24 protein-coding genes are annotated in these 25,330 nt (G+C 72.5%); 19 read left to right on the top strand and 5 right to left on the bottom strand.

Annotation, left to right across the window (positions count from 1 at the left end):
• The first annotated feature begins 108 nt into the window (after nt 1-108).
• The 5 genes from DEJ43_RS11545 to DEJ43_RS11525 all read left to right on the top strand — a co-directional run bounded on the left by DEJ43_RS11545 (nt 109) and on the right by DEJ43_RS11525 (nt 4,875).
• Nucleotides 109-1,425, top strand: coding sequence for an ATP-binding protein (locus DEJ43_RS11545; RefSeq protein WP_041662375.1), 1,317 nt, complete (start codon nt 109-111; stop codon nt 1,423-1,425).
• Nucleotides 1,422-2,516, top strand: coding sequence for a tetratricopeptide repeat protein (locus tag DEJ43_RS11540; protein WP_015033533.1), 1,095 nt, complete (start codon nt 1,422-1,424; stop codon nt 2,514-2,516). Before DEJ43_RS11545 ends, DEJ43_RS11540 begins: the two co-directional genes overlap by 4 nt.
• An 80-nt stretch (nt 2,517-2,596) precedes the next feature.
• Nucleotides 2,597-2,956: a histidine triad nucleotide-binding protein gene (locus DEJ43_RS11535; protein ID WP_041662374.1), complete on the top strand. Its 360-nt coding sequence runs from the start codon at nt 2,597-2,599 to the stop codon at nt 2,954-2,956.
• A gap of 12 nt (nt 2,957-2,968) precedes the next feature.
• Nucleotides 2,969-3,874 (top strand): ribonuclease Z, encoded by a 906-nt coding sequence (locus DEJ43_RS11530; RefSeq protein ID WP_015033531.1) that lies wholly within the window; start codon nt 2,969-2,971, stop codon nt 3,872-3,874.
• 2 nt (nt 3,875-3,876) lie between these two features.
• Nucleotides 3,877-4,875, top strand: a complete 999-nt coding sequence (locus tag DEJ43_RS11525; RefSeq protein ID WP_041662373.1) for an adenosine deaminase — start codon at nt 3,877-3,879, stop codon at nt 4,873-4,875.
• Between the two features lie 42 nt (nt 4,876-4,917).
• Here the strand turns inward: DEJ43_RS11525 and DEJ43_RS11520 are convergent, their stop codons facing one another.
• On the bottom strand, nt 4,918-6,246 hold the full coding sequence (locus tag DEJ43_RS11520) for an MFS transporter (protein ID WP_015033529.1): 1,329 nt from the start codon (nt 6,244-6,246) through the stop codon (nt 4,918-4,920).
• 278 nt (nt 6,247-6,524) lie between these two features.
• Between DEJ43_RS11520 and DEJ43_RS11515 the strand changes: the two genes are divergently transcribed.
• The 5 genes from DEJ43_RS11515 to DEJ43_RS11495 all read left to right on the top strand — a co-directional run bounded on the left by DEJ43_RS11515 (nt 6,525) and on the right by DEJ43_RS11495 (nt 11,019).
• A complete protein-coding gene (locus tag DEJ43_RS11515) occupies nt 6,525-7,643 on the top strand; it encodes a carbohydrate kinase family protein (protein WP_015033528.1) in 1,119 nt (372 codons plus the stop codon).
• A 164-nt stretch (nt 7,644-7,807) separates the two neighbouring features.
• On the top strand, nt 7,808-8,848 hold the full coding sequence (locus DEJ43_RS11510; protein ID WP_041662371.1) for a PhoH family protein: 1,041 nt from the start codon (nt 7,808-7,810) through the stop codon (nt 8,846-8,848).
• Nucleotides 8,849-8,870: 22 nt separating this feature from the next.
• Nucleotides 8,871-9,368, top strand: coding sequence for an rRNA maturation RNase YbeY (gene ybeY / locus DEJ43_RS11505; RefSeq protein ID WP_015033526.1), 498 nt, complete (start codon nt 8,871-8,873; stop codon nt 9,366-9,368).
• A gap of 5 nt (nt 9,369-9,373) precedes the next feature.
• Nucleotides 9,374-10,669 (top strand): hemolysin family protein, encoded by a 1,296-nt coding sequence (locus tag DEJ43_RS11500; protein WP_015033525.1) that lies wholly within the window; start codon nt 9,374-9,376, stop codon nt 10,667-10,669.
• Entirely contained in the window at nt 10,666-11,019 is a 354-nt protein-coding gene (locus DEJ43_RS11495) for an MmcQ/YjbR family DNA-binding protein (protein ID WP_015033524.1), read from the top strand. Before DEJ43_RS11500 ends, DEJ43_RS11495 begins: the two co-directional genes overlap by 4 nt.
• 1 nt (nt 11,020) lies before the next feature.
• Here DEJ43_RS11495 and DEJ43_RS11490 read toward each other — a convergent pair whose 3' ends face one another.
• Nucleotides 11,021-12,424 (bottom strand): MFS transporter, encoded by a 1,404-nt coding sequence (locus tag DEJ43_RS11490; protein ID WP_015033523.1) that lies wholly within the window; start codon nt 12,422-12,424, stop codon nt 11,021-11,023.
• Nucleotides 12,425-12,635: 211 nt separating this feature from the next.
• On the opposite strand from DEJ43_RS11490, the gene DEJ43_RS11485 reads away from it, so the two are divergent.
• From DEJ43_RS11485 to era, 6 genes are all read left to right on the top strand, one after another.
• Complete coding sequence (locus tag DEJ43_RS11485; protein ID WP_086024681.1) at nt 12,636-13,457, top strand: helix-turn-helix transcriptional regulator; 822 nt, start codon at nt 12,636-12,638, stop codon at nt 13,455-13,457.
• A 27-nt stretch (nt 13,458-13,484) separates the two neighbouring features.
• On the top strand, nt 13,485-13,847 hold the full coding sequence (locus DEJ43_RS11480) for a cytidine/deoxycytidylate deaminase family protein (protein ID WP_015033521.1): 363 nt from the start codon (nt 13,485-13,487) through the stop codon (nt 13,845-13,847).
• A gap of 222 nt (nt 13,848-14,069) precedes the next feature.
• Entirely contained in the window at nt 14,070-14,549 is a 480-nt protein-coding gene (locus DEJ43_RS11475) for a hypothetical protein (protein ID WP_015033520.1), read from the top strand.
• A 202-nt stretch (nt 14,550-14,751) separates the two neighbouring features.
• Nucleotides 14,752-16,083, top strand: a complete 1,332-nt coding sequence (locus DEJ43_RS11470) for a hypothetical protein (RefSeq protein WP_015033519.1) — start codon at nt 14,752-14,754, stop codon at nt 16,081-16,083.
• A gap of 62 nt (nt 16,084-16,145) precedes the next feature.
• Complete coding sequence (locus tag DEJ43_RS11465; RefSeq protein WP_051025863.1) at nt 16,146-17,150, top strand: WxL protein peptidoglycan domain-containing protein; 1,005 nt, start codon at nt 16,146-16,148, stop codon at nt 17,148-17,150.
• A gap of 21 nt (nt 17,151-17,171) precedes the next feature.
• Nucleotides 17,172-18,122, top strand: a complete 951-nt coding sequence (gene era / locus DEJ43_RS11460) for a GTPase Era (protein WP_015033517.1) — start codon at nt 17,172-17,174, stop codon at nt 18,120-18,122.
• A 19-nt stretch (nt 18,123-18,141) separates the two neighbouring features.
• Here the strand turns inward: era and DEJ43_RS11455 are convergent, their stop codons facing one another.
• Nucleotides 18,142-18,408, bottom strand: coding sequence for a protealysin inhibitor emfourin (locus DEJ43_RS11455; protein ID WP_015033516.1), 267 nt, complete (start codon nt 18,406-18,408; stop codon nt 18,142-18,144).
• A gap of 21 nt (nt 18,409-18,429) precedes the next feature.
• Entirely contained in the window at nt 18,430-19,488 is a 1,059-nt protein-coding gene (locus DEJ43_RS11450) for a M4 family metallopeptidase (RefSeq protein ID WP_015033515.1), read from the bottom strand.
• A gap of 293 nt (nt 19,489-19,781) precedes the next feature.
• Between DEJ43_RS11450 and leuA the strand changes: the two genes are divergently transcribed.
• From leuA to DEJ43_RS11435, 3 genes are all read left to right on the top strand, one after another.
• The gene (gene leuA / locus DEJ43_RS11445; protein ID WP_015033513.1) at nt 19,782-21,554 is read left to right on the top strand and encodes a 2-isopropylmalate synthase; all 1,773 of its coding nucleotides are present in this window, start codon (nt 19,782-19,784) and stop codon (nt 21,552-21,554) included.
• Nucleotides 21,555-21,783: 229 nt separating this feature from the next.
• Nucleotides 21,784-23,124, top strand: coding sequence for a choice-of-anchor A family protein (locus DEJ43_RS11440; RefSeq protein WP_041662369.1), 1,341 nt, complete (start codon nt 21,784-21,786; stop codon nt 23,122-23,124).
• Nucleotides 23,125-23,245: 121 nt separating this feature from the next.
• A complete protein-coding gene (locus DEJ43_RS11435) occupies nt 23,246-23,938 on the top strand; it encodes a TerB family tellurite resistance protein (RefSeq protein WP_015033511.1) in 693 nt (230 codons plus the stop codon).
• 12 nt (nt 23,939-23,950) lie between these two features.
• Here the strand turns inward: DEJ43_RS11435 and DEJ43_RS11430 are convergent, their stop codons facing one another.
• On the bottom strand, nt 23,951-25,321 hold the full coding sequence (locus DEJ43_RS11430) for an FAD-binding oxidoreductase (protein WP_015033510.1): 1,371 nt from the start codon (nt 25,319-25,321) through the stop codon (nt 23,951-23,953).
• Nucleotides 25,322-25,330: the final 9 nt, after the last annotated feature.

Raw genomic sequence — 25,330 nt, 5'->3', positions numbered from 1 at the left:
CCGCTCCGAACGGTGCGCGGTCCTGTCCCGTCCGGCGTCGTGTACGAAGTGCGCGACGGCCCGAACCCGGTGGACCGCGGCCGCCCCGCGCTCCTTAGGCTGGGCCGCATGGCCGACGAGTCCCCCCTGATCCGCAGTCTGCGCGCCGCCGTGACCGCCGCCCCCGGTGACGTACCCCTGCGCCTGCACTTCGCCGAACTCCTCCTCGCCGAGGGACGGAACGACGAGGCCGTCGCGGAGGCGGCCGTCGCGCTCCAGCACGCGCCCGGCGACACGGACGCGCGGGCGCTGATGGTCCGGGCCATGGGGATGCCGCCGGCCACGCCCCCCGCCCCGGCCCCGGCTCCGGCCACGCCTCCCGCCCCGGCCCCCACGGAGCGGGCGACCGGGCCGGTCGAGCCTCCGCCGCCGCCCGTCGGCCCCGTCCCCGCCTTCGACTGGGACGCCGCAGAGCAGCAGGTCCGGGACGTCGTCGGGCCCCGCTTCCTCGACGACCCGCAGGCCGCCGAAGGCGAGGGGACGGCGGGGGACGCCGACGCCTGGGACGTCGACGCGCCCGGCTCCGTACGCCTCGCCGACGTCGGCGGCATGGACGAGGTCAAGGAGCGCCTGGAGGCCGCCTTCCTCGCCCCCATGCGCAATCCCGAACTGCGCAAGCTGTACGGCAAGTCGCTGCGCGGCGGGCTGCTGCTGTACGGGCCTCCCGGCTGCGGCAAGACCTTCATCGCACGGGCCGTCGCCGGCGAGCTCGGCGCGAACTTCCTCACCGTCTCGCTCTCCGACGTCCTCGACATGTGGATCGGGGCGTCCGAGAAGAACATCCACGACATCTTCGAGACCGCCCGCCGCCAGGCCCCCTGCGTCGTCTTCCTCGACGAGCTGGACGCCCTCGGCGCCAAACGGTCCCGCACGCACCACAGCGGACTGCGCAACGTCGTCAACCAGCTCCTCACTGAGCTCGACGGCATCGCGTCCGGCGCCGGCAACGAGGGCGTGTTCGTGCTCGCCGCCACCAACGTGCCCTGGGACGTCGACATCGCCCTGCGCCGCCCCGGCCGGCTCGACCGCACCCTCCTCGTGCTGCCGCCGGACGCCACCGCACGCGAGGCGATCCTCCGCTACCACCTGCGCGAGCGGCCCATCGAGGCCGTCGACCTCGGCAAGCTCGTCAAGGCCACCGAGGACTTCTCCGGCGCCGACCTCGCCCACGTCTGCGAGACCGCGGCCGAGGCCGCGCTCCTCGATTCCGCCCGCAGCGGCTCCGTACGCCTGATCGGCACCAAGGACCTGCTGACCGCGGCCAAGCAGATCAAGCCGTCCACGGAGCCGTGGTTCGCCGCCGCGCGGAACGTCGCCATGTTCGCCAACGAGGGCGGCCTGTACGACGACCTCCTCGCCCACCTCAAGCGGAAGCGCAAGCTGTGACCACCCCCGCCGCGCTCCTGCGCGCGGAGGCGCTCTACGACACCGGGCGGTACGCGCAGGCCGGGGAGCTCGTCGCCCAGCACCTGGCGGGCGAACCGGAGGACGCCGAGGCGCTCGTCCTGCTCGCCCGCTGCCACCACCGCGCCGAGGACCAGCCGGCCGCCCTGGACGCCGTGGACCGGGCGCTGCGCGCCGAACCCGAGCTGCTCATGGCCTGGCTGATGCGGGTCCAGATCCTGCTGGCGCTGCGGCGGTTCCAGGACGCGGAGGCCGCCGCCCGGTACGCCGTCCAGCTCGCCCCGCAGTACTGGGGCACCCACTACGCGCTCGGTACCGCCCTCGCCCAGTTCGCGGAGCACGCGCGCACGCCCGCGCGTACCCGCGAGGCGTACGAGGCGGCGCGGGCCGCCGTCAGCCTCGCCCCCGAGGAGGACGCCGCCCACTTCCTGGTGGGGCTCACCGCCCAGCGCCGGGGCGACCACGCCACCGCGCAGCGGGCGTACGAGACGACACTGCGGCTCAACCCGCAGAGCAGCGAGGCCCACAACAACCTGTCGCTGCTGCGGCTGCGGCGCCGCTGGTTCCGCCGCGGCGCCTGGACCCAGGCCGCCGAGGGCTTCGTGGCCTCCGCCGCGCTCGACCTCCAGGACCGCAAGGCCCGCTACAACCTGGAGGCCATGGCCTGGAACACCGCCGCCGGGGCCCGCTGGGTCGCCCTCGTCGGCTTCCTGGCCTCGGCCGTCGCGGGCGCCGCCGTCCCCGACGGCGCGACCTGGGCCGAGGCGGCCGTCCCGCTCCTGGTCGGCCTTGCGGTGCTGCTCGGCGCCTGGACCGGATGGGCGGTGTGGATCGGCCGCCGGGTGCCGCCCCGGCTGCGCCGGCCGATGCTCCTCGTGGCCCGCAACTGCCGGCCCGTGCTGTTCATGGCCGGGGCGGTCGGTCTCCTCGGTCTCTCCTCGTTCGCCTCGCTCGCCCTGTGGTCCTTCGACTCGGGCGTGGTGCGGGCGGTCGGCACGCCGCTGTTCTGGGGTGTGATCATCACGTACTGGGTGAGCCGCTCGTTCCTGAACCGGCGCGCGCCCAAGGACTGAAGACGGCCGGGGACCCGGTCGCGGTGCGCCGGCGGATAGCATGCGCGGGTAGCGACCGACGAGGCGAGGAGGCCCGGGCCATGGCCGGAGAGCCGCAGAGCGACTGCCTGTTCTGCAAGATCGTGGCGGGAGAGGTGCCCGCGACGATCGTGCGCGAGACGGAGACGACGGTCGCGTTCCGCGACATCAACCCGCAGGCGCCCACCCACGTCCTCGTGATCCCGCGCCTCCACTACCCGGACGCCGCGTCGCTCGCCGCCGCCGAGCCGGCCGTGGCCGCCGACATACTGCGCGAGGCCGGCGAGGTCGCCGCCCAGGAGAAGGTCGACGGCAGCGGCTTCCGGATCGTCTTCAACACCGGCGCGGGCGCGGGCCAGACCGTCTTCCACGCGCACGCGCACGTGCTGGGCGGCCGCGGCCTCAACTGGCCCCCCGGCTAGGCCGGACCAGCCATGTCCGTACGCGAACTGGTCGTCCTCGGAACCGCCAGCCAGGTTCCGACCCGGCACCGCAACCACAACGGCTACCTGCTGCGCTGGGACGGACAGGGCATCCTCTTCGACCCCGGCGAGGGCACCCAGCGCCAGATGCTGCGGGCCGGGGTCGCCGCGCACGACATCGACCGGATCTGCGTCACGCACTTCCACGGCGACCACTCGCTCGGCCTGGCCGGGGTGATCCAGCGGATCAACCTCGACCAGGTCCCGCACCCCGTCACCGCGCACTACCCGGCGAGCGGGCAGCACTTCTTCGAGCGGCTGCGGTACGCCACGGCGTACCGCGAGACCGTGCGGCTCACCGAGGGGCCGGTGGCCGCCGACGGGCCGCTCGCCGTCACCGACGCGTACACCCTCGACGCGTGCCGGCTCTCGCATCCGGTCGAGTCGTACGGCTACCGGCTCACCGAGCCCGACGGGCGCCGCATCCTGCCCGAACGGCTCGCCGCGCACGGCATCACCGGCCCCGACGTGGGCCGGATCCAGCGCGAGGGCGTGCTGGACGGGGTGACCCTCGACGAGGTCAGCGAGGTCCGGCGCGGGCAGCGCTTCGCCTTCGTCATGGACACCCGGCTCTGCGACGGCGTGCACGCCCTCGCGGAGGGCGCCGACATGCTGGTCATCGAGTCGACCTTCCTCGACGAGGACGTCCGCCTCGCCACCGACCACGGCCATCTGACGGCCGGCCAGGCCGCCGCTGTCGCGCGGGACGCGGGCGTGCGGCACCTCGTCCTGACCCACTTCTCGCAGCGCTACTCCGACCCGGCCGAGTTCGAGCGGCAGGCGCGGGCGGCCGGGTTCGACGGCGAGCTGAGCATTGCCCAGGACCTCATGAGGGTCCCCGTACCGAAACGAACGTGAACATGCCCGTACCCAAGGCCGAACTGCACCTCCACATCGAAGGCACCCTCGAACCCGAGCTGGCCTTCGCGCTCGCCGCGCGGGGCGGCGTCACCCTGCCGTACGCGGACGCCGCGGCCCTGCGCGAGGCGTACCGCTTCAGCGACCTCCAGTCCTTCCTGGACCTCTACTACGGCCTGATGGCGGTCCTGCGCACCGCCGAGGACTTCACCGAGCTCACCGACGCCTATCTGGAGCGGGCCGCCGCGCAGGGCGTCCGGCACGCCGAGATCTTCTTCGACCCGCAGGCGCACGCCGCCCGCGGCGTCCCCCTCGGCACCGTCGTCGAGGGCATCGGCGCCTCCCTCGAACGCTCCGAGGAGCGGTACGGGATCTCCACCCGGCTCATCATGTGCTTCCTGCGCGACGAGTCGGCCGAGTCCGCGCTCGCGACGCTCGACGCCGCGAAGCCGTACCTGGACCGGATCACCGGCGTCGGGCTCGACTCGGCGGAGGTCGGCAACCCGCCGGCGAAGTTCCGCGAGGTGTACGAGGAGGCGGCCCGGCTCGGGCTGCGCCGCGTCGCGCACGCGGGCGAGGAGGGGCCGGCGGCGTACGTCCGCGAGGCGCTCGACGTCCTCGGCGTCGAGCGCGTCGACCACGGTCTGCGCTGCATGGACGACCCGGAACTCGTCGACCGGCTCGCCCGCGAGCGCGTGCCGCTGACGCTGTGCCCGCTGTCGAACGTACGCCTCCGCGTCATCGACACCCTCGCGGACCATCCGCTGCGGGCGATGATGGAGGCGGGGCTGCTGGTGACCGTGAACTCGGACGACCCGGCGTACTTCGGGGGGTACGTGGGGGAGAACTTCGACGGGGTGCGGGACGCGCTGGGGCTGACGGGGGAGCAGCTGCGGGAGCTGGCGCGGAACTCCTTCGAGGCGTCGTTCCTGGAGGACGACGAGGCGCGGCGGGAGCGGTACTTGGCGGAGGTCGAGGCGTACCAGTTCGACGGGGAGTAGCCCCCCACCCCGCCCCGTTCGAGGGCGCGGCCGCAGGCGCCGTCAGCCGCGGTCGCTCGGGCGGGCCAGGTTGAAGGACGACTTGGACAGGCGGCGGCGGGTGGCCGGGACCGTGACCGGGGTGATCTCCTGCTCCGGTGCTCCCATCTGCGGCACCGTCGGCGGTGTCGCCGCCGCCGTGCCCGCCAGGACCGCGCCCGCCGCGCCGCCCCGTCGTCGTACCGAACCCGGGACCAGCGGGCGGCCCGAGGCGTGGCGGGCCACCGCCGTCATCGGGATCGCCACCAGCGTCAGCAGGGCGCACAGGACCACGCCCATGCCGGGGTAGCCGGCCCCTTCGGACAGGAGGCTGCCGGTCACCGGGCCGCAGGCCACGCCCAGGGAGGAGGCCGCGCCGACCAGGACGGCCCAGCGGCCGCGCGGGTCGAGCGAGGCGGCCAGGCCCAGAAGGTAGGAGAGGACCACGGGGTAGACGGCGTTCCACAGGATCTCGCCGGTCGCGAAGGACGCCAGGTCCCCGGCGGCCGAACTGAGCAGGACGCAGCCGGCGATGAGGACCGTGCCCACGCCGATCGGCACCGCCCGGCCCAGGCGCGAGCCGAGTGCGCCGGCCGCGGTGACGCCGGTGAGCCCGGCCCCGAGCGCCGCCGCGAAGACCGCGCCGACGGTGACCTCGGAGAGCCCGGCCTGGGTGAGGCCGATGCGGCCGCTCACGCCCCACAGCGCGTTCTGGGAGAGGGACCAGAGGAGGATGCCGCCGGCGAGGACGGCTCCGGCCGCGCGGTGCGGGAGCGGGCCGGTCGGTGCCGCCTCGCGGGGCCCCCGGGCGGTGCCCGGGAGGCGGCTGGTGAGCGGCCACACCAGGGCCGCCGCGCAGGCGATCGCGAGCAGCGGCGGGGCGTGGCCGCCGGCCAGGTGCGGAAGGGTCAGGTAGAGCGCGCCGGCCGTGGCCGAGACCGTCAGGAGGCCGAGGGTGGAGGCCCGGTGCGGGTCCCGCTGTCCGGCGATTCCGGCGGCGGCGACGGCCGTCGCCGTACCGGAGCCGAGGCCGCCGAGGACGGCGCCCGCGACCACCAGGGGCACGATGCCGGTGGCGGCGGCGGAGCCGTAGCCGAGGGCCATCGCGAGCAGGCCCGCGCGGGCCGCCCGGCGCGGTCCGATCCGTTCCCCGCGCGCGGCGAGCGTGAAGCCCGCGGTCGAGGAGCCGAGGAGCAGGACCGAGCCGACGAGGCCCGCCTGTGCGGGGGTGAGGCCGAGCCCGGCGGAGAGCCGGCCGACGACGGTCGGCAGCAGGTACGGGGCGAGGTATCCGGCGGTGAAGAGGGGGACGAGGGCGATGAGGGCCCCCGGGCCGCGAGTCCGCGACGGCATGGGCGTTCCCTGGAACGGACGGAGGGAAGGGGTGGAGCGCCCTGGGGTGCGTGGGGCACGGGGTCGCGGAACCATGTGTATCAAGCGGGTGCGCGGCCGGTGAAGGTGTGATTCCGGGAAAGCGCCGAATTGGGCTGTGATCTGGGTCACCATGGGTTTGATGACGGGATTCCTGGGTAAGGGACGGCTTCCTCCTGGCTTACCTGCTGCGTCCCGCCCGTCACCCTGCCCTCATCGGGCACACTGACCTGATCCACACCACGGACGAGGAGCCTGCCGTGAGCACAGCAAGGGGAGACCAGCCGCAACAGGACGCCGGGGTCGACCCGTTGGTGTGCCTGCGTGAACCCACGGACCCGGCCTGCGACGTCTTCCTGACCGGCACGGTCTTCCTCGACATCATCTTCACCGGCCTCGACAGCGCCCCCGTCCGCGGCACCGAGTCCTGGGCCCGCGGCATGGGATCGAGCCCCGGCGGCGTCGCCAACATGGCCACCGCCCTCGCCCGGCTGGGCCTGCGGACCTCGCTCGCCGCCGCCTTCGGCGACGACCACTACGGCGAGTACTGCTGGGACGCCCTGGAGCAGGGCGAGGGCATCGACCTGTCGCTCTCCCGGACCGTCCCCGGCTGGCACTCCCCGGTCACCGTCTCCATGGCCTACGAGGGCGAGCGCACGATGGTCTCCCACGGCCACGAGGCCCCGCCGCCCGACGGCGCCCTGCCCGCCTATCCGCCGCACGCGCGCGCGGCCGTCGCCTCCCTCGTCCCCGGCCGCAGCGAGGAGTGGGTCGCCCAGGCCGCCCGCGGCGGCGCCAAGGTCTTCGCCGACGTCGGCTGGGACGACACCGGCCGCTGGGACCTGGCCGGCCTCACCGACCTCGCGCACTGCGAGGCCTTCCTGCCCAACGCCGCGGAGGCGATGCGCTACACCCGCACCGACTGCCCCCGGGCCGCCGCCCGCGCCCTCGCCGACAAGGTCCGCTACGCCGTCGTCACCCTCGGTTCGGAGGGCGCCTACGCCGTCGACGGCGGCACCGGCGAGACCGCCGAGGTCCCCGCCATCCAGGTCGCCGCGCTCGACCCGACCGGCGCCGGCGACGTCTTCGTCGCCGGGTTCGTCACCGGCACCCTCGCGGACTGGCCGCTCGCCGACCGGCTCGCCTTCGCCGGCCTCACCGCCGCGCTCTCCGTCCAGGAGTTCGGCGGCTCCCTGTCCGCGCCCACCTGGGGCGAGATCGCCGCCTGGTGGCAGCACGTCCAGGGGCACGCCCGGCAGGACCCGGAGGCCCTGCGCGGCCGCTACGCCTTCCTGGACCGGCTCCTGCCGGGCGCCGCCCGGCCCTGGCCGCTGCGCCGGGCCGTGCCCACCATCGGCTTCCGCGCCGCCCACACCTGACGGGCGCCGGGCCCGGACCGTGGGGGCCGCCGCGCGGCCCGGACTCGGCGCCCGGTAAACCGCTACGGCCTTGTCGGTGCCAGGTCGTAGGCTTGGTAGCCGAGAGGTTGTCGAGCAGCGAGAACCCTGCAACGGGAGGTATGTGCAGGCCACAGTGCCGGCCCATGACGCAGACACCCACAGCCCACGACGGATCGCCCCAGGACGGGGCGCCCGGACAGGCCCGCGCCCAGTTCACGGTCCCCGCCAAGCACCCGATGGTCACCCTGCTCGGCTCCGGTGACGCCCTGCTCCGAGTGATCGAGCGGTCGTTCCCGCAGGCGGACATCCACGTCCGGGGCAACCAGGTGAGCGCGGTCGGCGACGCGGCGGAAGTCGCGCTGATCCAGCGCCTGTTCGACGAGATGATGCTGGTGCTCCGCACCGGTCAGCCGATGACGGAGGACGCAGTGGAACGCTCGATCGCCATGCTCAGGGCGAGCGAGACCGGCTCGGAGGGCGGCGAGGAGACTCCCGCCGAGGTGCTCACCCAGAACATCCTGTCCAACCGGGGTCGCACGATCCGTCCGAAGACGCTCAACCAGAAGCGGTACGTCGACGCGATCGACAAGCACACGATCGTCTTCGGCATCGGCCCCGCCGGCACCGGAAAGACCTATCTGGCCATGGCCAAGGCGGTCCAGGCCCTGCAGTCCAAGCAGGTCACCCGGATCATCCTGACCCGCCCGGCCGTCGAGGCCGGCGAGCGCCTCGGCTTCCTGCCCGGCACGCTCTACGAGAAGATCGACCCGTACCTGCGCCCGCTCTACGACGCGCTGCACGACATGCTCGACCCCGACTCGATCCCCAAGCTCATGGCGAGCGGGACGATCGAGGTCGCGCCGCTGGCGTACATGCGCGGCCGGACGCTGAACGACGCGTTCATCATCCTGGACGAGGCGCAGAACACGAACCCCGAGCAGATGAAGATGTTCCTCACCCGACTCGGCTTCGACTCGAAGATCGTCATCACCGGTGACGTCACCCAGGTCGACCTGCCGAACGGGACGAAGAGCGGTCTGCGCCAGGTCCGCGACATCCTGGAAGGGGTCCAGGACGTCCACTTCTCGACGCTCACGTCGCAGGATGTCGTCCGGCACAAGCTCGTCGGCCGTATCGTCGACGCGTACGAGCAGTACGACAGCCGCAACGGGCTGCGCCATTAGACGAGAGAAGTACACACGCACCATGTCGATCGACGTCAACAACGAGTCCGGCATCGAGGTCGACGAGCAGGCGATCCTCGACATCGCCCGCTACGCGCTCGCGCGCATGCGCATCCACCCGCTCTCCGAGCTCTCGGTGATCGTCGTGGACGCGGAGGCGATGGAGCAGCTCCACATCCAGTGGATGGACCTTCCGGGCCCGACGGACGTCATGTCCTTCCCGATGGACGAGCTGCGCCCGCCGGCCAAGGACGACGAGGAGCCCCCGCAGGGGCTCCTCGGCGACATCGTGCTCTGCCCCGAGGTCGCCACCCAGCAGGGCAAGGACGCGCCGACGGAGCACTCCATGGACGAGGAGCTCCAGCTGCTCACCGTCCACGGCGTGCTCCACCTCCTCGGGTACGACCACGAGGAGCCCGAGGAGAAGGCCGAGATGTTCGGCCTCCAGGCGGCGATCGTCGACGGCTGGCGCGAGGAGAAGGGCCTCACCGGCCCGTCCCCCGCGCCGACCGTCTCCTGACCCCGATGGACGTTTCGCTGATCCTCGGCGCCGTGGCCCTGGTCGTCGTGGCCTGGCTCGCCGCCTGCGCCGAGGCCGGTCTCGCGCGCGTCTCCAGCTTCCGCGCCGCCGAGGCCGTACGGTCCGGCCGGCGCGGGGCCGAGAAGCTGGCCCAGGTGGCCTCCGACCCGACCCGCTATCTCAACGTGGCGCTGCTCGTGCGTGTCGCCTGCGAGATGGCGGCCGGCGTCCTCGTCACGTACGCCTGCCTCGAAGCCTTCCCGGAGACCTGGGAGGCGCTGCTCGTCGCCATCGCCGTCATGGTCCTCGTCTCGTACGTGGCCGTCGGCGTCTCGCCGCGCACCATCGGCCGCCAGCACCCGCTGAACACCGCGACGGCCGCCGCGTACGTACTGCTGCCGCTGGCCCGGATCATGGGCCCGATCCCGCAGCTGCTCATCCTCATCGGCAACGCGCTGACGCCCGGCAAGGGCTTCCGGAAGGGCCCGTTCGCCTCCGAGGCGGAGCTGCGGGCCATGGTCGACCTCGCCGAGCAGGAGTCGCTGATCGAGGACGACGAGCGCCGCATGGTGCACTCCGTCTTCGAGCTGGGCGACACGCTCGTGCGGGAGGTGATGGTGCCCCGCACCGACCTCGTCTGCATCGAGCGGTACAAGACGATCCGTCAGGCCCTCACCCTCGCGCTGCGCTCCGGCTTCTCCCGCATCCCGGTCACCGGGGAGAACGAGGACGACATCGTCGGTGTCGTGTACCTGAAGGACCTGGTCCGCAAGACGCACATCAACCGGGAGTCCGAGTCCGACCTGGTGTCGACGGCGATGCGGGCCGCCACCTTCGTGCCGGACACCAAGAACGCCGGTGACCTGCTGCGCGAGATGCAGCAGGAGCGCAACCACGTCGCCGTCGTCATCGACGAGTACGGCGGCACGGCCGGCATCGTCACCATCGAGGACATCCTGGAGGAGATCGTCGGCGAGATCACCGACGAGTACGACCGGGAGCTGCCGCCGGTCCAGGACCTCGGGGAGGGCCGCCACCGGGTGACCGCGCGCCTCGACATCGGCGACCTCGGCGAGCTGTACGGCCTGGGGCCCGACGAGTACGACGACGAGGACGTGGAGACCGTCGGCGGACTGCTCGCCAAGGCGCTCGGCCGGGTGCCGATCGCCGGTGCGAAGGCGGTCGTGGAGCTGCCGGACGGGCGGTCGCTGCGACTGACGGCGGAGTCCCCGGCCGGCCGCCGGAACAAGATCGTCACCGTTCTCGTGGAACCGCTGGAAGCGGAGGAGGAGCCGGCATGACCCCCGACGAGCTGCGCGCCTTCTGCCTGGACTTCAACGACGCGACGGAGGAGTTCCCGTTCGGTCCCGACGTCTCCGTCTTCAAGGTCGCCGGGAAGCTGTTCGCGCTCTCGTGGCTGGAGTCCGAGCCGCTGAGGGTCAACCTCAAATGCGATCCGGACGACGCGGTACGGCTCCGGGAGGAGCACCCGGCGATCGCCCCGGGCTATCACATGAACAAGCGGCACTGGAACACCGTGAGCGTCGGAGAGCTCCCGGACCGGATGGTCCGGGAGCTCGTCGAGGACTCGTACGACCTGGTGGTCGCGGGTCTGCCGAAGGCCGTACGGCTCCGCCTCGACAGGCCGTAGGTCAGGACCGGCGCCGCAGGCCGAGGGCGACCAGGGCCGCGGTGCCGAGGACGATCGCCGCGTCCAGGACGAGGACCGTGCGGACGCCCCCGTACAGGTCGCCGCTGGTGGTGGCGAGCACGCCGAGCAGCGGGATGCCGATGGTGAGGCCGACCTGCTGGGTGGTGGTGACCAGGCCGGTCGCAAGCCCCTGCTCCTCGTCCGGGACGCCGGAGGTGACGGTCAGCCCGTACGAGATGATCGCGCCGAGGTGGCACATCGAGGCCAGCGAGACGGCGACGGTCGCCAGGACCGCGCCCGACTCCTCGCCGAGGCCCAGCAGCGCGGCCGTCAGCAGGCCCTGCCCGACGAGCGAGCCGACCAGGGTGCGGCGGGCGCCGATCCGGCCGATCACCTTCGGCGCGAGCAGGCCGGCCACGACCGACAGCACGCCCTGCACCCCGAAGACGAGGCCGGTCGCGAAGGCCGAGAGGCCGAGGGTCTCCTGCAGGTACAGGGTGAGGGCGAAAATGACCGTCGACATCATCGAGAAGGTGATCAGTCCGCCCAGGTTGCCGAAGGCGACCGTGCCGCGCCGCAGCATCGGCAGCGAGACCACCGGGGCCGCGTGCCGGGACTCGACCCGGACGAAGACCGCCAGCAGCACGACCCCCGCCACCAGGCTGACCAGCACGTCCGTGCCGCCGAAGCCGCGCTCGGCCGCCGTCGACAGGGCGTAGATCAGGGCGAGCAGTCCGCCGGTGACGGTCAGCGCGCCGGGCACGTCGAGCCGGGGCCGCTCGGGGGTGCGGGATTCGGGGAGCAGACCGGGGGCGAGCGGCAGGACGATCACGGCGAAGAGGGCGAGCAGGCCCATGGTGGAGCGCCAGCCGAGGGTGTCCGTCATGACGCCGCCGAGCAGCATGCCGACGGTGAAGCCGAGCGAGAGCAGGGTGCCGGAGATGCCGAGCGCCTTGTCGCGCAGCGGCCCCTCGGGGAACGTCGTGGTCAGCAGGGACATGCCGGTGGGCACGATCGCGGCGGCGCCGATGCCCTGGAGGGCGCGGCCGGTGAGGAAGGAGGCCGGGTTCCAGGCGAAGGTGGCGAGCAGCGAGGCCAGGCCGAAGAGGGCGAGACCGGCGAGGAACAGCTTCTTGCGTCCGTAGAGGTCGCCCATGCGGCCGAAGAGGAGCAGGAAGCCGCCGGAGGGCAGGGCGAAGGCGGTGACGGCCCACTGGAGGGCGGACTGGCCGAGGCCGAGGTCGGCGCCGAGGACGGGCAGCGCCACGTTCAGGACGGAGAAGTCGAGCGCCACCATGAACTGGGCGGCGCAGAGCACGAAGAGGATGAGCCGGGTGCGGCCGGTGAGGGCCGGGGGAGCGGCCTTCGCGTCGGTGTCCGTGGGGGGAGAGGTCAGGGTTGCCATGCCCCCACCATCCGCGCGCGGGAACAACGGTGGGGAGCGGGAACTTATCCTGTTGGTCGCACCACCAGGCAGCACCAGGCACCACCAGGCACCACCAGGCACCACCAGGCACCGTCAGCCATGCGTCCAGGGGGAGGAAGCACACGTGGCCACCGCTCTCGAGAGCACCAGCGCGAAGCAGCACCGACTCGGCGAACTGCGCGAGTTCCTGATGAGCCGTCGGGCCCGGATCAGCCCGGCCGAGGCGGGACTCCCGGACGGCGGCGCGCGCCGCCGCACCCCGGGGCTGCGCCGGGAGGAGGTCGCGGTTCTCGCGGGCGTCGGCGTCTCCTGGTACCAGTGGCTGGAGCAGGGCCGGGACATCACCGTCTCCCCGCACGTCCTCGACTCGGTCGCGCGGGTGCTGCGGCTGAGTCCGGTCGAGCGCCGTCATCTGTACGTCCTGGCGGCGCTGAACCCGCCGGCCCCGGAGACGGCGCCCGAGGACCGGGACATGTGCGACGGCCTGCGGCGGCTCATCGACGCGTGGATGCCGTTCCCGGCGCACATCATGGACCGGTACTGGAACGCGGTCATGTACAACGAGGCGGCGGCGGTCGTGCTCGGGATGCGGGCGGACATCTCCCAGAACTGTCTGATCGACTTCTTCACGGACCCGCTGTACCGCGGGCGGCTGACCCACTGGGAGGAGCTCGCGCCGAGGGTCGTGGCGCAGTACCGGGCGGCGTGCTCGGAGGGCCCGGACGACGACGGCTTCCGCGCGGTCGTCGAGGAGGCGAAGGCCCTGAGTCCGGAGTTCACCGAGCTGTGGGAGCGGCGGGACATCCTGCCGGGCGGCCAGAACCGCAAGGAGGTGGAGCACCCGCTGGTGGGCACGCTGGTGGTGGAGGCCACCCAGCTGAGGGTCCCGGCCCGCCCGGATCTGACGATCGTGCTGCACACCCCGCTGCCGGAGGCCGACACGGCGGAGAAGCTGGAGTGGCTGGTGTCGCCCGAGGGGCGCCGCGGGGCGATGTACCCGGTCGCGGGCTGATCATCCTCACGGATCTATGCTCGCCCCATGACACTCAGCAGCGAGCACGGCGACCTCGGCGCCGAGGACCTCAAGATCATCACCCTGGCGCGGAGCGCCCGCGCCCGTAACGGCGTGCCCGAGGGCGCGGCCGTACGCGACGAGACGGGCCGCACCTATGTGGCCGGGACCGTGGAGCTGGAGTCGCTCAAGCTGAGCGCCCTGCGGACCGCGGTCGCGATGGCGGTGGCGAGCGGCGCACAGTCCCTGGAGGCCGCGGCCGTCGTGTCGAACGCCGAGGCCGCCTCGGACGAGGACCGCGCGGCGGTACGGGACCTCGGCGGGCCGGACACCCCGGTGCTGCTGGCCGGCCCCGACGGGAAGCTGCGCACGGCGGTCACGGCGGGCTGAGCCGAGCGTCGAGAACTGGACATCGAGGGCCCGGCGTACACCGCCGGGCCCTCGCACGTAGACGCCCTTGTGTCTTTGTGAAGGATCACCGCATCTTCTCTTGCCTTCCCATGCCGTCTGCGTCTCAATGAACAGCGGTTCGCCCGACGGACCGTCAGATCTCCACCATTCACGCAGTGTCCGCACCCCTGCGTTCGCCATCGGAAGGGGTTCGAACTCGCCATGAGAAGCAGAAGCACCTTAGGGACCGTCGCGGTTCTCGCCGGAGGGCTCGCCGCCGCCTCGCTCGCCTTCGCGCCGACGGCCGCCGCCGTCTCGCCCGGGTCGGCCACGGCGACGTACGACTGCGGGACGTGGGGCGGCGGCAGCGCCACCCTCGTCGCGACGCAGAGCGGCACGGCCGCGACCATCAAGGTCACCTCGGCGGTGACGACGCCGATCGGAGTCGGCGCCGACCAGATCAACGCCACGCTGACGATGGCCAAGGCCGGCGGCGGGACGCGGGTCTTCACCGGCAAGAAGAACCCGGCGCTCAGCGCCGGGCAGTCCGTGGTCATCGGCCCGCTGAGCGGGACCGTGGCATCCGGCGACAGCCTCAACTCGTACTTCGCGGGTGTCGCCCTCAAGATGGTGATCTTCGGGGTCACGGTGAACTGCGACGCGGTGACCTCGCAGTCGCCGGGCCCGTTCGTCTTCAGCTGAGCCCCGTTCCCTCCGGACCGGTGTCGCCCTGGGCGGCACCGGTCTCCGTCGTGCTCCGGGCCGCTGACCTGGGAAAACGATGGCATCGGGCGATCTTGACAGTACCTGATGGGTCATCAGTCGATGTCTTTCGCTTGCATTGACTTATCGAACCCCGCAGCCGTCAATGGCGCCCACTCAACCCTCAGGAGGGGGCACCCGCATGGCACTCACCCGATCCCGGGCGGCGGCCCGAAGACGGCGCTGGACCGCCGTCCTCGGCGCCACCGCCCTCGCCGTCGCCGGCGGCGCGCTCGCGGCCCCGGCCGGTGCGACCACCGCCTCGCAGCAGGTGGAATTCCAGACCCGCTGCGTCCCGCCGCCGATCGCCGGCATCCCGCCCATCACGGGCACCACCACCGCCGAGGTCACGGTCGACAAGACCAGCCCCAAGGTCGGCGAGACGGTCACGGTGACCTACACGATCACCAAGCCCGCCGCGTCCAACCCGGTCGACCTCGCGCTCCCCGCCGACATCATGACCCCCAGCGGCAAGGTCGTCCTCGGCGGCGCCCAGACCGGCGCGGTCACGGTCAACGGCCCCAAGAAGAACCCGCCGGTCCCCGCGAAGGGCTCCTTCCCGGCCTTCTCGATGACCGGCACCTTCACCGTCACCGCGCCCGGGTCGATCACCCTCTCGCCCGGCGACTACAACATCCACACCAGCTACATCATGGAGCTGGACACCCCCTGCACGGTGCTCAACCCGCCCGCCCCGGTCTCCGAGACGGTCGTCGCGAGCCCCGTGACCAGCCCCAACACCCGCGCCCTCGCACTCGACACGGCGTCCGGTGACCCCGGCGTCCGGGTCACCGTCAACGGCTCCAAATTCACCCCGCTCACCGAGGTCACCGTCGTCGGCCGCGCCGGCGCGGCGGAGACCGCCGACAAGATGACCGTCACCACCGACAGCGACGGCGCCTTCGCCGCCCGCCTGAAGGTGAACGACGTGGCGACCACCGGCATCGTGGCGTACGAGGGCGCGGCCTGGGACCCGGAGAAGGGCGCGGGCCCGGTCGCGTACAAGGTCGTCGTCCCGGCCCCGCCGAACAGCCAGACCATCACCGCGGCGGTCACCGCGGGCGAGCTGTCCATGACCCAGGCCGGGGACGCCGTCGAGCTGTCGTCCGTCGACTTCGGTCAGGGCGGCGCGGCCACCGGCGCCCTGAAGACGGTGACGGTCAAGGACTTCCGCGGCGGCCCCGCCGGCTGGTCCCTGACCGGCAAGGTCACCGACTTCGCCGGCCCCGGCGGCTCCATCGGCGCCGGGAACCTCAGCTGGAGCCCGGCCTGCACCGCGAAGGCCGGCAGCCCCAGCACCTGCGCGGCCGGTTCGTCCGGTCCGGTCGGCAGCGGCGGCGCGACCCTCGCCTCCACCCCGAACGGCGCCCTCACCGGCGGCGAATTCACCGTGGACGCCGGGCTCTCCCTCGACGTCCCGGCGTTCACGGCGCCCGGCTCGTACGCGGGCGTGCTGACGCTCACCCTGTCCTGACCACCGTGCGGGCCGGACGCGCACCCGGCCGGCCCGCTCCGCACCCCGGGGGTTTCCGACTCGTGCGCACGCCCTGTGTACTCCTCCTGAGCGCCCTGCTCCTGCTCCTCGGCGCCACCCCGCCCGCCCAGGCCGCCGAGAACGGCGAATGGGCGGTCTACCCGGCCGCCGCCCAGCTGGGCAGCCGCCCCTACTTCTTCCTCACCGCCGACCCCGGCAGCACGGTCACCGACCGGGTCACCGTCGCCAACAAGACGGCCGCCCCGCTGACCTTCCGGCTCTACGGCGCCGACGCCTACAACACCGACCGGGACGGCGGCTTCGCCGTCCGCACCCAGCAGGAGAAGCAGACCGGCGCCGGGGCCTGGATCACGCCCGAGCGGACCCGGATCACCGTCCCGGCCCGCTCCGCCGTCACCGTCCCGTACACGCTGAGCGTCCCCGCCGACGCCGACCCCGGCGACCACCCCGGGGCCCTCGTCGCGCTCGACGAGCGGATCACCCCCGGCGGGCGGGGCGGCGTCGCCGTCGGCGTCCAGCGGGCCGTCGCCGCCCGCCTCTACCTGCGGGTCAACGGGCCGACCGTGCCCGCCCTCGGCGTCGAGGACGTCACCGTCGACCAGGACCGGCCGCTGGTCCCCGGCACCCGGACGAGCACCGCCGTCATCTCGTACACCCTGCACAACCGCGGCAACGTCACCCTCAACCCCCAGGTCGTCCTCAGGGCGCGGGGGCTCTTCGGCCGCACCCTCCTCGACCGCGACCTCACGAAGGTGCCGGCGGAGCTGCTGCCCCGGCAGAAGATCCGGCTCACCGAGCGGTGGACCGGCTCCCCGCAGTTCGACCGGGCCGACGTCACCCTCACCGCCACCGCGAAGGACGTGAAGGAGAGCGGCACGGCCTCCTTCCTCGCCTTCCCGTGGCTCGCCGCCGCGACCGTGCTCGTCGGAGCCGTGGCCGGCTTCCTCGGCCTGCGGATCCGGCGCCACCGGGCGGCCCGTGCGGAGGCCGGTACGGAGACCTCCACGGAGGCCCGCAGGGAGCCGAGTGCGCACGTGAGTACGTGAGGCGGGCGCTCATCGGGGACAATGGCCCCCATGAGCGCTCGCAACCAAGAAACCGAAGCCGTCCACCGGGCCGGCTTCGCCTGCTTCGTCGGCCGCCCCAACGCGGGCAAGTCCACCCTCACGAACGCTCTGGTCGGCCAGAAGGTGGCCATCACCTCGAACCGGCCGCAGACCACCCGGCACACCGTCCGGGGCATCGTGCACCGCCCGGAGGCGCAGCTGATCCTGGTGGACACCCCCGGTCTCCACAAGCCGCGCACCCTCCTCGGCGAGCGGCTCAACGACGTCGTGCGCACCACCTGGGCCGAGGTCGACGTGATCGGCTTCTGCCTGCCCGCCGACCAGAAGCTCGGCCCCGGCGACAAGTTCATCGCCAAGGAACTCGCCGGGATCAAGAAGACCCCCAAGGTCGCGATCATCACCAAGACCGACCTGGTCGACTCCAAGACCCTCGCCGAGCAGCTCATCGCCGTCGACCAGCTCGGCAAGGAGCTGGGCATCGAGTGGGCGCAGATCGTGCCGGTCTCCGCCGTCGGCGACAAGCAGGTCCAGCTCGTCGCCGACCTGCTGGTCCCGATGCTCCCGGAGTCCCCGCCGCTCTACCCGGAGGGCGACCTCACGGACGAGCCGGAGCAGGTCATGGTCGCGGAGCTGATCCGCGAGGCCGCGCTCGAAGGCGTGCGGGACGAGCTGCCGCACTCGATCGCCGTGGTCGTCGAGGAGATGATCCCGCGCGAGAACCGCCCGGCGGACCGGCCGCTGCTCGACATCCACGCCAACGTGTACATCGAGCGCCCCAGCCAGAAGGGCATCATCATCGGCCCCAAGGGCAGCCGCCTCAAGGAGGTCGGCATGAAGTCCCGCAAGCACATCGAGGCGCTCCTCGGCACCCCGGTCTTCCTCGACCTCCACGTCAAGGTCGCGAAGGACTGGCAGCGCGACCCGAAGCAGCTGCGGAAGCTGGGCTTCTGAGCCGCACCGCCCGGTCGTCCTACGCGCCTTCCTTGAGGACCCTCGTGATGAGGGTCCTCTGGGCTTCCGTGAGGCGGGGGTCGGCGCAGTGGACCGTGTGGTCGTCGACGGTGATCTCGTACGAGAAGCCGTCCGGCACGCCCCGGGCGCCGTCGGCCGTGCCGTCGGCGAGCACCGCGGCCGCCAGGCCGTGCCACTCGGCCGCGTCCGGCCGGCCGGAGGTGTCCACCTCCGCCGACCGCTCGATGCCCGCGAAACCGCCCGTGCGCCGCACTCGAATCCGCATGGGACCTGTGTACCAGCCGGATCAGTCGGTCGGTACGCCCACCGCCGACCAGGCCTTCACGACGGCCTGGATCTCCTCCGCGTCGCCGTAGCGCGCCCGCGCGGCCGCGACCGTGGCCGCCGCGAACTCGGAGAACCGGGCCTCGGGGGTCAGCGTCCCGCCGGTCATCACGTCGTACCAGATCTGCCCGGCCCGCTCCCAGGCGTTCCCGCCGAGCTCGGTCGCGGCCAGGTAGAAGGCGTGGTTGGGGATGCCGGAGTTGATGTGCACGCCGCCGTTGTCGCGGCCGGTGCGGACGTAGTCGTCCATGTGGGCGGGCTGCGGGTCCTTGCCGAGGACGTCGTCGTCGTACGCCGTGCCCGGGGCCTTCATGGAGCGCAGCGCCGTCCCCTGCACGTTCGGGTGGAAGAGGCCCTCGCCGATGAGCCAGTCGGCCCGGTCGGCGCTCTGGCCGAGGGCGTACTGCTTCACGAGCGAGCCGAAGACGTCGGAGACGGACTCGTTGAGCGCGCCGGACTGGCTGAAGTACTCCAGGTTCGCCGAGTACTGGGTGAAGCCGTGGGCCAGCTCGTGGCCGATGACGTCCACCGGGAGGGTGAAGTCGAGGAAGATCTCGTCGTCGCCGTCGCCGAACACCATCTGCTCGCCGTTCCAGAAGGCGTTGCCGTAGTTCTCGTCGTAGTGGACGGAGGCGGTCAGGGGGAGCCCGGAGCCGTCGATCGAGTCGTGGCCGTAGGCGTTCAGGAAGAGGTCGAAGGTGGCGCCGAGGCCCGCGTACGCCCGGTTGACGGTGGCGTCCCCGGTCGCTTCCTCGCCCTCGCCGCGGACCTTCGCCCCGGGCAGGTCGGTGCCGCGCCCGCAGTCGTGGATCGTGCGGTGCGGCCGGCCGCCCTCGGCGGCGGGCGTGGGCGCGCTGCCGGGCAGCGGCAGGACGCGGACGGTGCGGGCCGAGGCGTCGGCGACCAGGGTGCGACGGGCGGCGGCGGCGACGGCCGGGTTCGAGGAGCGCGCCAGGTGCTCCAGGAGGTGCGGGGGGACGATCGAGCAGAAGACGGGCACGGCGGGCCTCAGGGGAGTCATGACCGCAATGTGGCACTGCGTGAGCCCACTGTCACGGGCTGAGACGAGGATTGCCGAAATGGAGTGATGCGTCACTGTTCGGCCTTGACGTCCACGCCGTCCCGCATACTGAAACGGTACGTCCGGCTCCACCGACCCTGGGCTAGGCTGCGGCACATCATGCGTTTCGGGCTGCTTCTCCTTAGCTGCCGCGGCGAGGGCCTGTAGTCGTAGGCCGACCCCCTCCCCGCGGGACCTGGTGTTGCGTTCGACAGTCGGCCGTCTCCCCTGCAGGACCCGAGGAGCCCAACGCCATGACCCAGTCTCCGTTCGTCAGCCGCCCCACGCCGATCACCAACGCGACGCGGCTGCAGAAGCCGTCCGGGATGCCGATCCACAAGTACGGCCGGTACGAGCAGGTACGGATTCCCGACCGCACCTGGCCCGAGCAGCGCATCACCCGGGCCCCGCGCTGGCTGTCCACGGACCTGCGGGACGGCAACCAGGCGCTGATCGACCCGATGTCGCCGGCCCGCAAGCGCGAGATGTTCGACCTGCTGGTCCGCATGGGCTACAAGGAGATCGAGGTCGGCTTCCCGTCCTCCGGCGAGACCGACTTCAACTTCGTGCGCTCCATCATCGAAGAGGGCGCGATCCCGGACGACGTCACCATCTCCGTCCTGACGCAGGCCCGTGAGGACCTGATCGAGCGGACCGTGGAGTCCCTGGTCGGCGCGAAGCGCGCCACCGTCCACCTGTACAACGCGACCGCGCCGACCTTCCGCCGGGTCGTCTTCCGCGGCTCCAAGGAGCAGATCAAGCAGATCGCCGTCGACGGCACCCGCCTGGTCATGGAGTACGCCGAGAAGATCCTGGGCGACGAGACGGTCTTCGGCTACCAGTACAGCCCCGAGATCTTCACCGACACCGAGCTGGACTTCGCCCTGGAGGTCTGCGAGGCGGTCTGTGACGTCTGGCAGCCGGGCCCGGGCCGCGAGATCATCCTCAACCTGCCCGCCACCGTGGAGCGTTCGACGCCGTCCACGCACGCGGACCGGTTCGAGTGGATGTCCCGGAACCTGACCCGCCGCGAGCACGTCTGCCTGTCGGTCCACCCGCACAACGACCGCGGCACGGCCGTCGCGGCGGCCGAGCTGGCGATCATGGCCGGTGCCGACCGCATCGAGGGCTGCCTGTTCGGCCAGGGCGAGCGCACCGGCAACGTCGACCTGGTGACCCTGGGCATGAACCTGTTCAGCCAGGGCGTCGACCCGGAGATCGACTTCTCGCAGATCGACGAGATCCGCCGCACCTCCGAGTACTGCAACCAGATGGAGGTCCACCCGCGCCACCCCTACGCGGGCGACCTGGTCTACACCGCCTTCTCCGGCTCCCACCAGGACGCCATCAAGAAGGGCTTCGACGCCATGGAGGCCGACGCGGCCGCCCAGGGCAAGACCGTCGATGACATCGAGTGGGCGGTGCCCTACCTGCCGATCGACCCGAAGGACGTCGGCCGCTCCTACGAGGCCGTCATCCGGGTCAACTCGCAGTCCGGCAAGGGCGGCATCGCGTACGTCCTGAAGAACGACCACAAGCTGGACCTGCCCCGCCGGATGCAGATCGAGTTCTCGAAGATCATCCAGCAGAAGACCGACTCCGAGGGCGGCGAGGTCACGCCGGCCGCGATCTGGGCCGTCTTCCAGGACGAGTACCTGCCCAACCCGGACAACGCCGGTGCGCGCTGGGGCCGCATCCAGCTGCGTTCCGGCCAGACCACCTCCGATACCGACGGCACGGACACGCTGACCGTCGAGGCGGTCGTGGACGGCGTCGACACCGTCCTGTCCGGCTCCGGCAACGGTCCGATCTCCGCGTTCTTCGCCGCCCTGCAGGCGATCGGCGTGGACGCCCGCCTGCTGGACTACCAGGAGCACACGATGAGCGAGGGCGCCTCCGCGCAGGCCGCCTCGTACATCGAGTGCGCCATCGACGGCAAGGTCCTGTGGGGCATCGGCATCGACGCCAACACGACCCGCGCCTCCCTGAAGGCGGTCATCTCGGCGGTCAACCGCGCCGCCCGCTGACCCCTCGCACCCCGGACCGCCCCGCCCCCTTCCGAGGGGGCGGGGCGGTTTCGCGTGTGAGCTGCGTCACGGTTTCAGGTTCGCTTAAGGAAGATCATGCCGCCATGTCGGAATCGGCGTCATATCAGGTGAGTTGACGGCACATCGGGGAATGGCGGATGGTCGGCGCGTCCCCTCGGGCACCACCCCCCACGCGCCCCCTTCGTACCTCCCTGACCTGGAGTTTCGCATGCGCACGACCGCTGCCGTGGCCGCCGTTCTCGCGGTGACCGGTGCCACCCTCGGCTGGGTCCCCGCCGCCTCCGCCGCCGAGTCCGCCACCACCGAGTGCGCGACCGGGCCGCTCGGCACGGCCGGTCTGTACGCCGAGTTCGTCGAGAAGGACTCCACCCGCCACTCGGACTCCGAGGGCGCGGTCGCGGTCGGCGGCGACGCCACCTTCGGCGACCCGGGGCAGCCCTCCGGCTTCTCCATCGGCCACAAGCTCACCGGCGCCGACCTGGCGAAGCTGCCGGGCGGCCACAGCCTGGTCGTCGGCGGCACGCTGTACGCGAACCAGGTCGTCCTCGACCACGGCACCGGCATAGCGGCCAAGGTCGTCGACCGCTCCACCCCCGGCCAGGGCTTCGGCGTCGACGGCGGCAAGGTCAAGGAGGGCGCCTCCCCGGTCGACTTCGGCAAGGAGTTCACCGAGCTGCGCGCCCTCTCCACCGGCTGGGCGGGCACGACGCCCAACGGGACGGTCGCCGCCGACTCCCAGGGCCTGTTCCTCACGGGCACGGACAAGGAGCTCAACGTCTTCGCCGTGAACGCCGCCGACCTGGAGAAGGCCCGCGCGATCACCTTCAAGGTCCCGGCCGGCTCCACCACCCTCGTGAACGTCCTCGGCGACTCGTACGACATGAACGCCCACGCCACCTACGGCGTGTACTACCAGGGCGCGGACGGCGCGGCCCCCGTCATCGACGACTACGCCCTCGCCTCCGAGGACTTCCGCCAGATCCGCTCCAAGCTGCTGTGGAACTTCCCGCAGGCCGAGAGCGTGAAGAAGAACTACACCTCCTGGCCCGGCACGATCCTCGCCCCGAACGCCACCGTCGAGATGGGCGGCAAGAACGTCGGCCCCGGCCACGTCAACGGCTCCGTGATCGCCGAGTCGCTCCGCACCGTCCCGGGCGCCGAGACCCACCAGATGAACTTCACCGGCTGCCTCCCCAAGGAGACGAAGCCGAACCCGGTCGTCACCCCGAAGCCCCCGACGCCCACCGAGACGTCCGTCCCCACGCCGCCGCCCACCCCGTCGGTCACCCCCTCCGCCACCCCCTCCGAGGGCGGCGCGAGGCCCGGCACCCCGACGGGTTCCGCCTCTCCCTCCACTCCCGCCACTCCGGGTGAGGCCACCACCGCCCCGGCCGGAACGCCCACCCCGGCTCCGTCCGCCACCCCGGAGGGTGATCTCGCGACGACCGGTTCGGCCATCGGCCCCGGCGCGATCGGCGCCGCCGCGGCCGCCGTCGTCGTCGGCGGAGGCTTCCTGGCCTTCGCAAAGCGCCGCCGCCGCGCTTCCTGAACGGTGACGCGTCTCGGCCAACTCCACGGCGAAGTCCTGACGGGGTGCTGACGCCACATCAAGGATGTGGCTAACATCACGCCAACGCCGGCAGTGCAGCCGGGCCGTTGAGGAGGTGCGTGTGCGGTCTGCCCGGAATTCACGTGGTGGGAAAGTGGGCGTCTGCGGAATCCGCACCTCCTGGAACACCGTCGGAGACGGCGAGTTCTTCTGCGAGGAGTGCGGAGGCGACCGCAACTACCGGCGGCGCACCGGCCGCCGCAGGTTCGCCGTCCTCGGGGTCCCGGTCCTGCCCCGGGGCTGTACGGGCCCCGTCGTCGAGTGCGCGGCCTGTCACACGCACTTCGGCACGGAGGTGCTCGACCACCCGACGACCAGCCGGTTCTCGGCGATGCTGCGGGACGCCGTGCACACCGTGGCGCTGGCCGTCCTCGCGGCCGGCGGCACCGGCTCGCGCGAGGTCCTGGACCGGGCCGTGAGCGCGGTCCGGTCCGCCGGCTTCGCCGAGTGCACGGCCGTCCAGCTCGTCGACCTCGTCGAGGCCCTCGAGGCCGACACCGGGCGCTTCATGCCCGAGGTGAACCCCGAGGGCGCGCTCCTCGCGATCGAGCTGCACGAGGCCCTGGAGCCGCTGACCCCGCACCTGGCGCCCTCCGGCCGGGAGTCGATCCTGCTCCAGGCCGCCCGGATCGCCCTCGCCGACGGGGCCTACAGCCCGGCCGAGCGGGAGGTCCTCGGCACGGTGGGGAACGCGCTCGCGCTCGCCCCGGACGAGGTCGTACGGCTGCTGGCCTCGGCGCGGACGGTCTCCTAGGACCCGCCCCGCTCAGGGCACGATGTTCTGGTTGAGCCGGAACACGTTGTCGGGGTCGTAGCGGCGCTTGACCGCGCGCAGCCGATCGTAGTTCTGGCGGTAGTTGACCCGTACGCGGTCCTGGTCGTCGGTGTCCATGAAGTTCACGTAGCCCCCCTCCTGGGTGTGCGGGCGCAGCGCCCTGTCGTAGGCGCGGGTCCAGGCGATGTGGTGCGCCGAGTCCGCCGGGTCGGTCCAGGTGGCGCCGAACGAGTGCGAGAAGTCCGCGTCACGGTAGGCGAACGCGGTGTCCTCCGGGCCCACGCGGTGGCAGGCGCCGTCGATCGGGAAGATCGCCGTGTCCGACTCCATGGACGGCATCGTGGCGCCGAACTCCATGTGGGCCGCGATGGCGCCGTCCGAGAGCCCGCGGCTGAAGTTGCCCTTCCAGTAGTGGAGAAGCCCCGGGGGCAGCTGCTCGTCGAAGAGGGTGTTCACCACGGGGTACGGCATCCGCTCCATGAACCGTCCGACGACCGGGCCGAGCGCGTCCATCCGGGCGAGCACCGCGTCGTCCCGCGCCTCCGGGCCGCTGAAGCAGGTGAACGCGGCGCAGATCGGGCGGCCGTGCCAGCGCTCCGGGAGGAACGGTTCCTCCGGGCCGAGCGCGATGACCAGGATCGAGTTCAGCTCCTCGGGGGCGTCCGCGAGCGTCTCCTGCCAGGCGCGCACCACCGCCCCGTCCAGCGGATAGCAGGTCAGGCCGCCGAAGACGTCCGCGACCGGATGCAGCCGGTACGCGAGGGAGACGGCGACGCCGAAGTTGCCGCCGCCGCCCCGCAGCGCCCAGAACAGGTCCGCGTTCCGCTCGGCGTCGCAGGAGACCAGCGTGCCCTCGGCGGTCACCACGTCGGCCGCGATCAGGTTGTCGCAGCTCAGACCGCAGCGGCGGGCCAGGTGGCCCATGCCGCCGCCGAGCGTGAGCCCGCCGATCCCGGTCGTGGAGACCACCCCGCCGGTGGTGGCGAGCCCGAAGGCGTGGGTGGCGTGGTTGAAGTCGCCCCAGGTGGCGCCGCCCTCGGCCCGGGCCGTACGGGACTCGGGATCGACCCGGACGCCCCGCATCCGGGACAGGTCGACGACCAGGCCGTCGTCGACGGTGCCGAAGCCGGCGACCGCGTGGGAGCCGCCGCGCACCGCCAGCGGGAGGCCGTCGTCCCGGGCGTGGAGCACCGCCGCGATCACGTCGGCGGCGTCCACCGCGTGGACGACGACGGCCGGGTGGCGGTCGTGCAGGGCGTTGTAGACCCGGCGGGACGCGTCGTACGACGGGTCGCCGCGGGTCACGACGGTGCCGCGCACGGCACCGCGGAGCATGTCCAGGGAAGAGGTCGTGGTGGTCATGCCTCCGGT

The organism is Streptomyces venezuelae ATCC 10712 (genome assembly GCF_008639165.1).
In the GTDB taxonomy this organism is placed as follows: Bacteria; Actinomycetota; Actinomycetes; order Streptomycetales; family Streptomycetaceae; genus Streptomyces; species Streptomyces venezuelae.
Note: the sequence above shows the minus strand (reverse complement) of the source record. Positions and strands in the feature narration are given on the sequence as shown.

Bases quoted from the DNA above. Each gene is read 5' to 3' on its own strand.
- DEJ43_RS11545 (WP_041662375.1), top strand. From the start codon at position 109: ATGGCCGACGAGTCCCCCCTGATCCGCAGTCTGCGCGCCGCCGTGACC.
- DEJ43_RS11535 (WP_041662374.1), top strand. From the start codon at position 2,597: ATGGCCGGAGAGCCGCAGAGCGACTGCCTGTTCTGCAAGATCGTGGCG.
- DEJ43_RS11530 (WP_015033531.1), top strand. From the start codon at position 2,969: ATGTCCGTACGCGAACTGGTCGTCCTCGGAACCGCCAGCCAGGTTCCG.
- DEJ43_RS11525 (WP_041662373.1), top strand. From the start codon at position 3,877: ATGCCCGTACCCAAGGCCGAACTGCACCTCCACATCGAAGGCACCCTC.
- DEJ43_RS11520 (WP_015033529.1), bottom strand. From the start codon at position 6,246: ATGCCGTCGCGGACTCGCGGCCCGGGGGCCCTCATCGCCCTCGTCCCC.
- DEJ43_RS11510 (WP_041662371.1), top strand. From the start codon at position 7,808: ATGACGCAGACACCCACAGCCCACGACGGATCGCCCCAGGACGGGGCG.
- ybeY (WP_015033526.1), top strand. From the start codon at position 8,871: ATGTCGATCGACGTCAACAACGAGTCCGGCATCGAGGTCGACGAGCAG.
- DEJ43_RS11500 (WP_015033525.1), top strand. From the start codon at position 9,374: ATGGACGTTTCGCTGATCCTCGGCGCCGTGGCCCTGGTCGTCGTGGCC.
- DEJ43_RS11495 (WP_015033524.1), top strand. From the start codon at position 10,666: ATGACCCCCGACGAGCTGCGCGCCTTCTGCCTGGACTTCAACGACGCG.
- DEJ43_RS11490 (WP_015033523.1), bottom strand. From the start codon at position 12,424: ATGGCAACCCTGACCTCTCCCCCCACGGACACCGACGCGAAGGCCGCT.
- DEJ43_RS11485 (WP_086024681.1), top strand. From the start codon at position 12,636: ATGAGCCGTCGGGCCCGGATCAGCCCGGCCGAGGCGGGACTCCCGGAC.
- DEJ43_RS11480 (WP_015033521.1), top strand. From the start codon at position 13,485: ATGACACTCAGCAGCGAGCACGGCGACCTCGGCGCCGAGGACCTCAAG.
- DEJ43_RS11475 (WP_015033520.1), top strand. From the start codon at position 14,070: ATGAGAAGCAGAAGCACCTTAGGGACCGTCGCGGTTCTCGCCGGAGGG.
- DEJ43_RS11470 (WP_015033519.1), top strand. From the start codon at position 14,752: ATGGCACTCACCCGATCCCGGGCGGCGGCCCGAAGACGGCGCTGGACC.
- era (WP_015033517.1), top strand. From the start codon at position 17,172: ATGGCCCCCATGAGCGCTCGCAACCAAGAAACCGAAGCCGTCCACCGG.
- DEJ43_RS11455 (WP_015033516.1), bottom strand. From the start codon at position 18,408: ATGCGGATTCGAGTGCGGCGCACGGGCGGTTTCGCGGGCATCGAGCGG.
- DEJ43_RS11450 (WP_015033515.1), bottom strand. From the start codon at position 19,488: ATGACTCCCCTGAGGCCCGCCGTGCCCGTCTTCTGCTCGATCGTCCCC.
- leuA (WP_015033513.1), top strand. From the start codon at position 19,782: ATGACCCAGTCTCCGTTCGTCAGCCGCCCCACGCCGATCACCAACGCG.
- DEJ43_RS11440 (WP_041662369.1), top strand. From the start codon at position 21,784: ATGCGCACGACCGCTGCCGTGGCCGCCGTTCTCGCGGTGACCGGTGCC.
- DEJ43_RS11430 (WP_015033510.1), bottom strand. From the start codon at position 25,321: ATGACCACCACGACCTCTTCCCTGGACATGCTCCGCGGTGCCGTGCGC.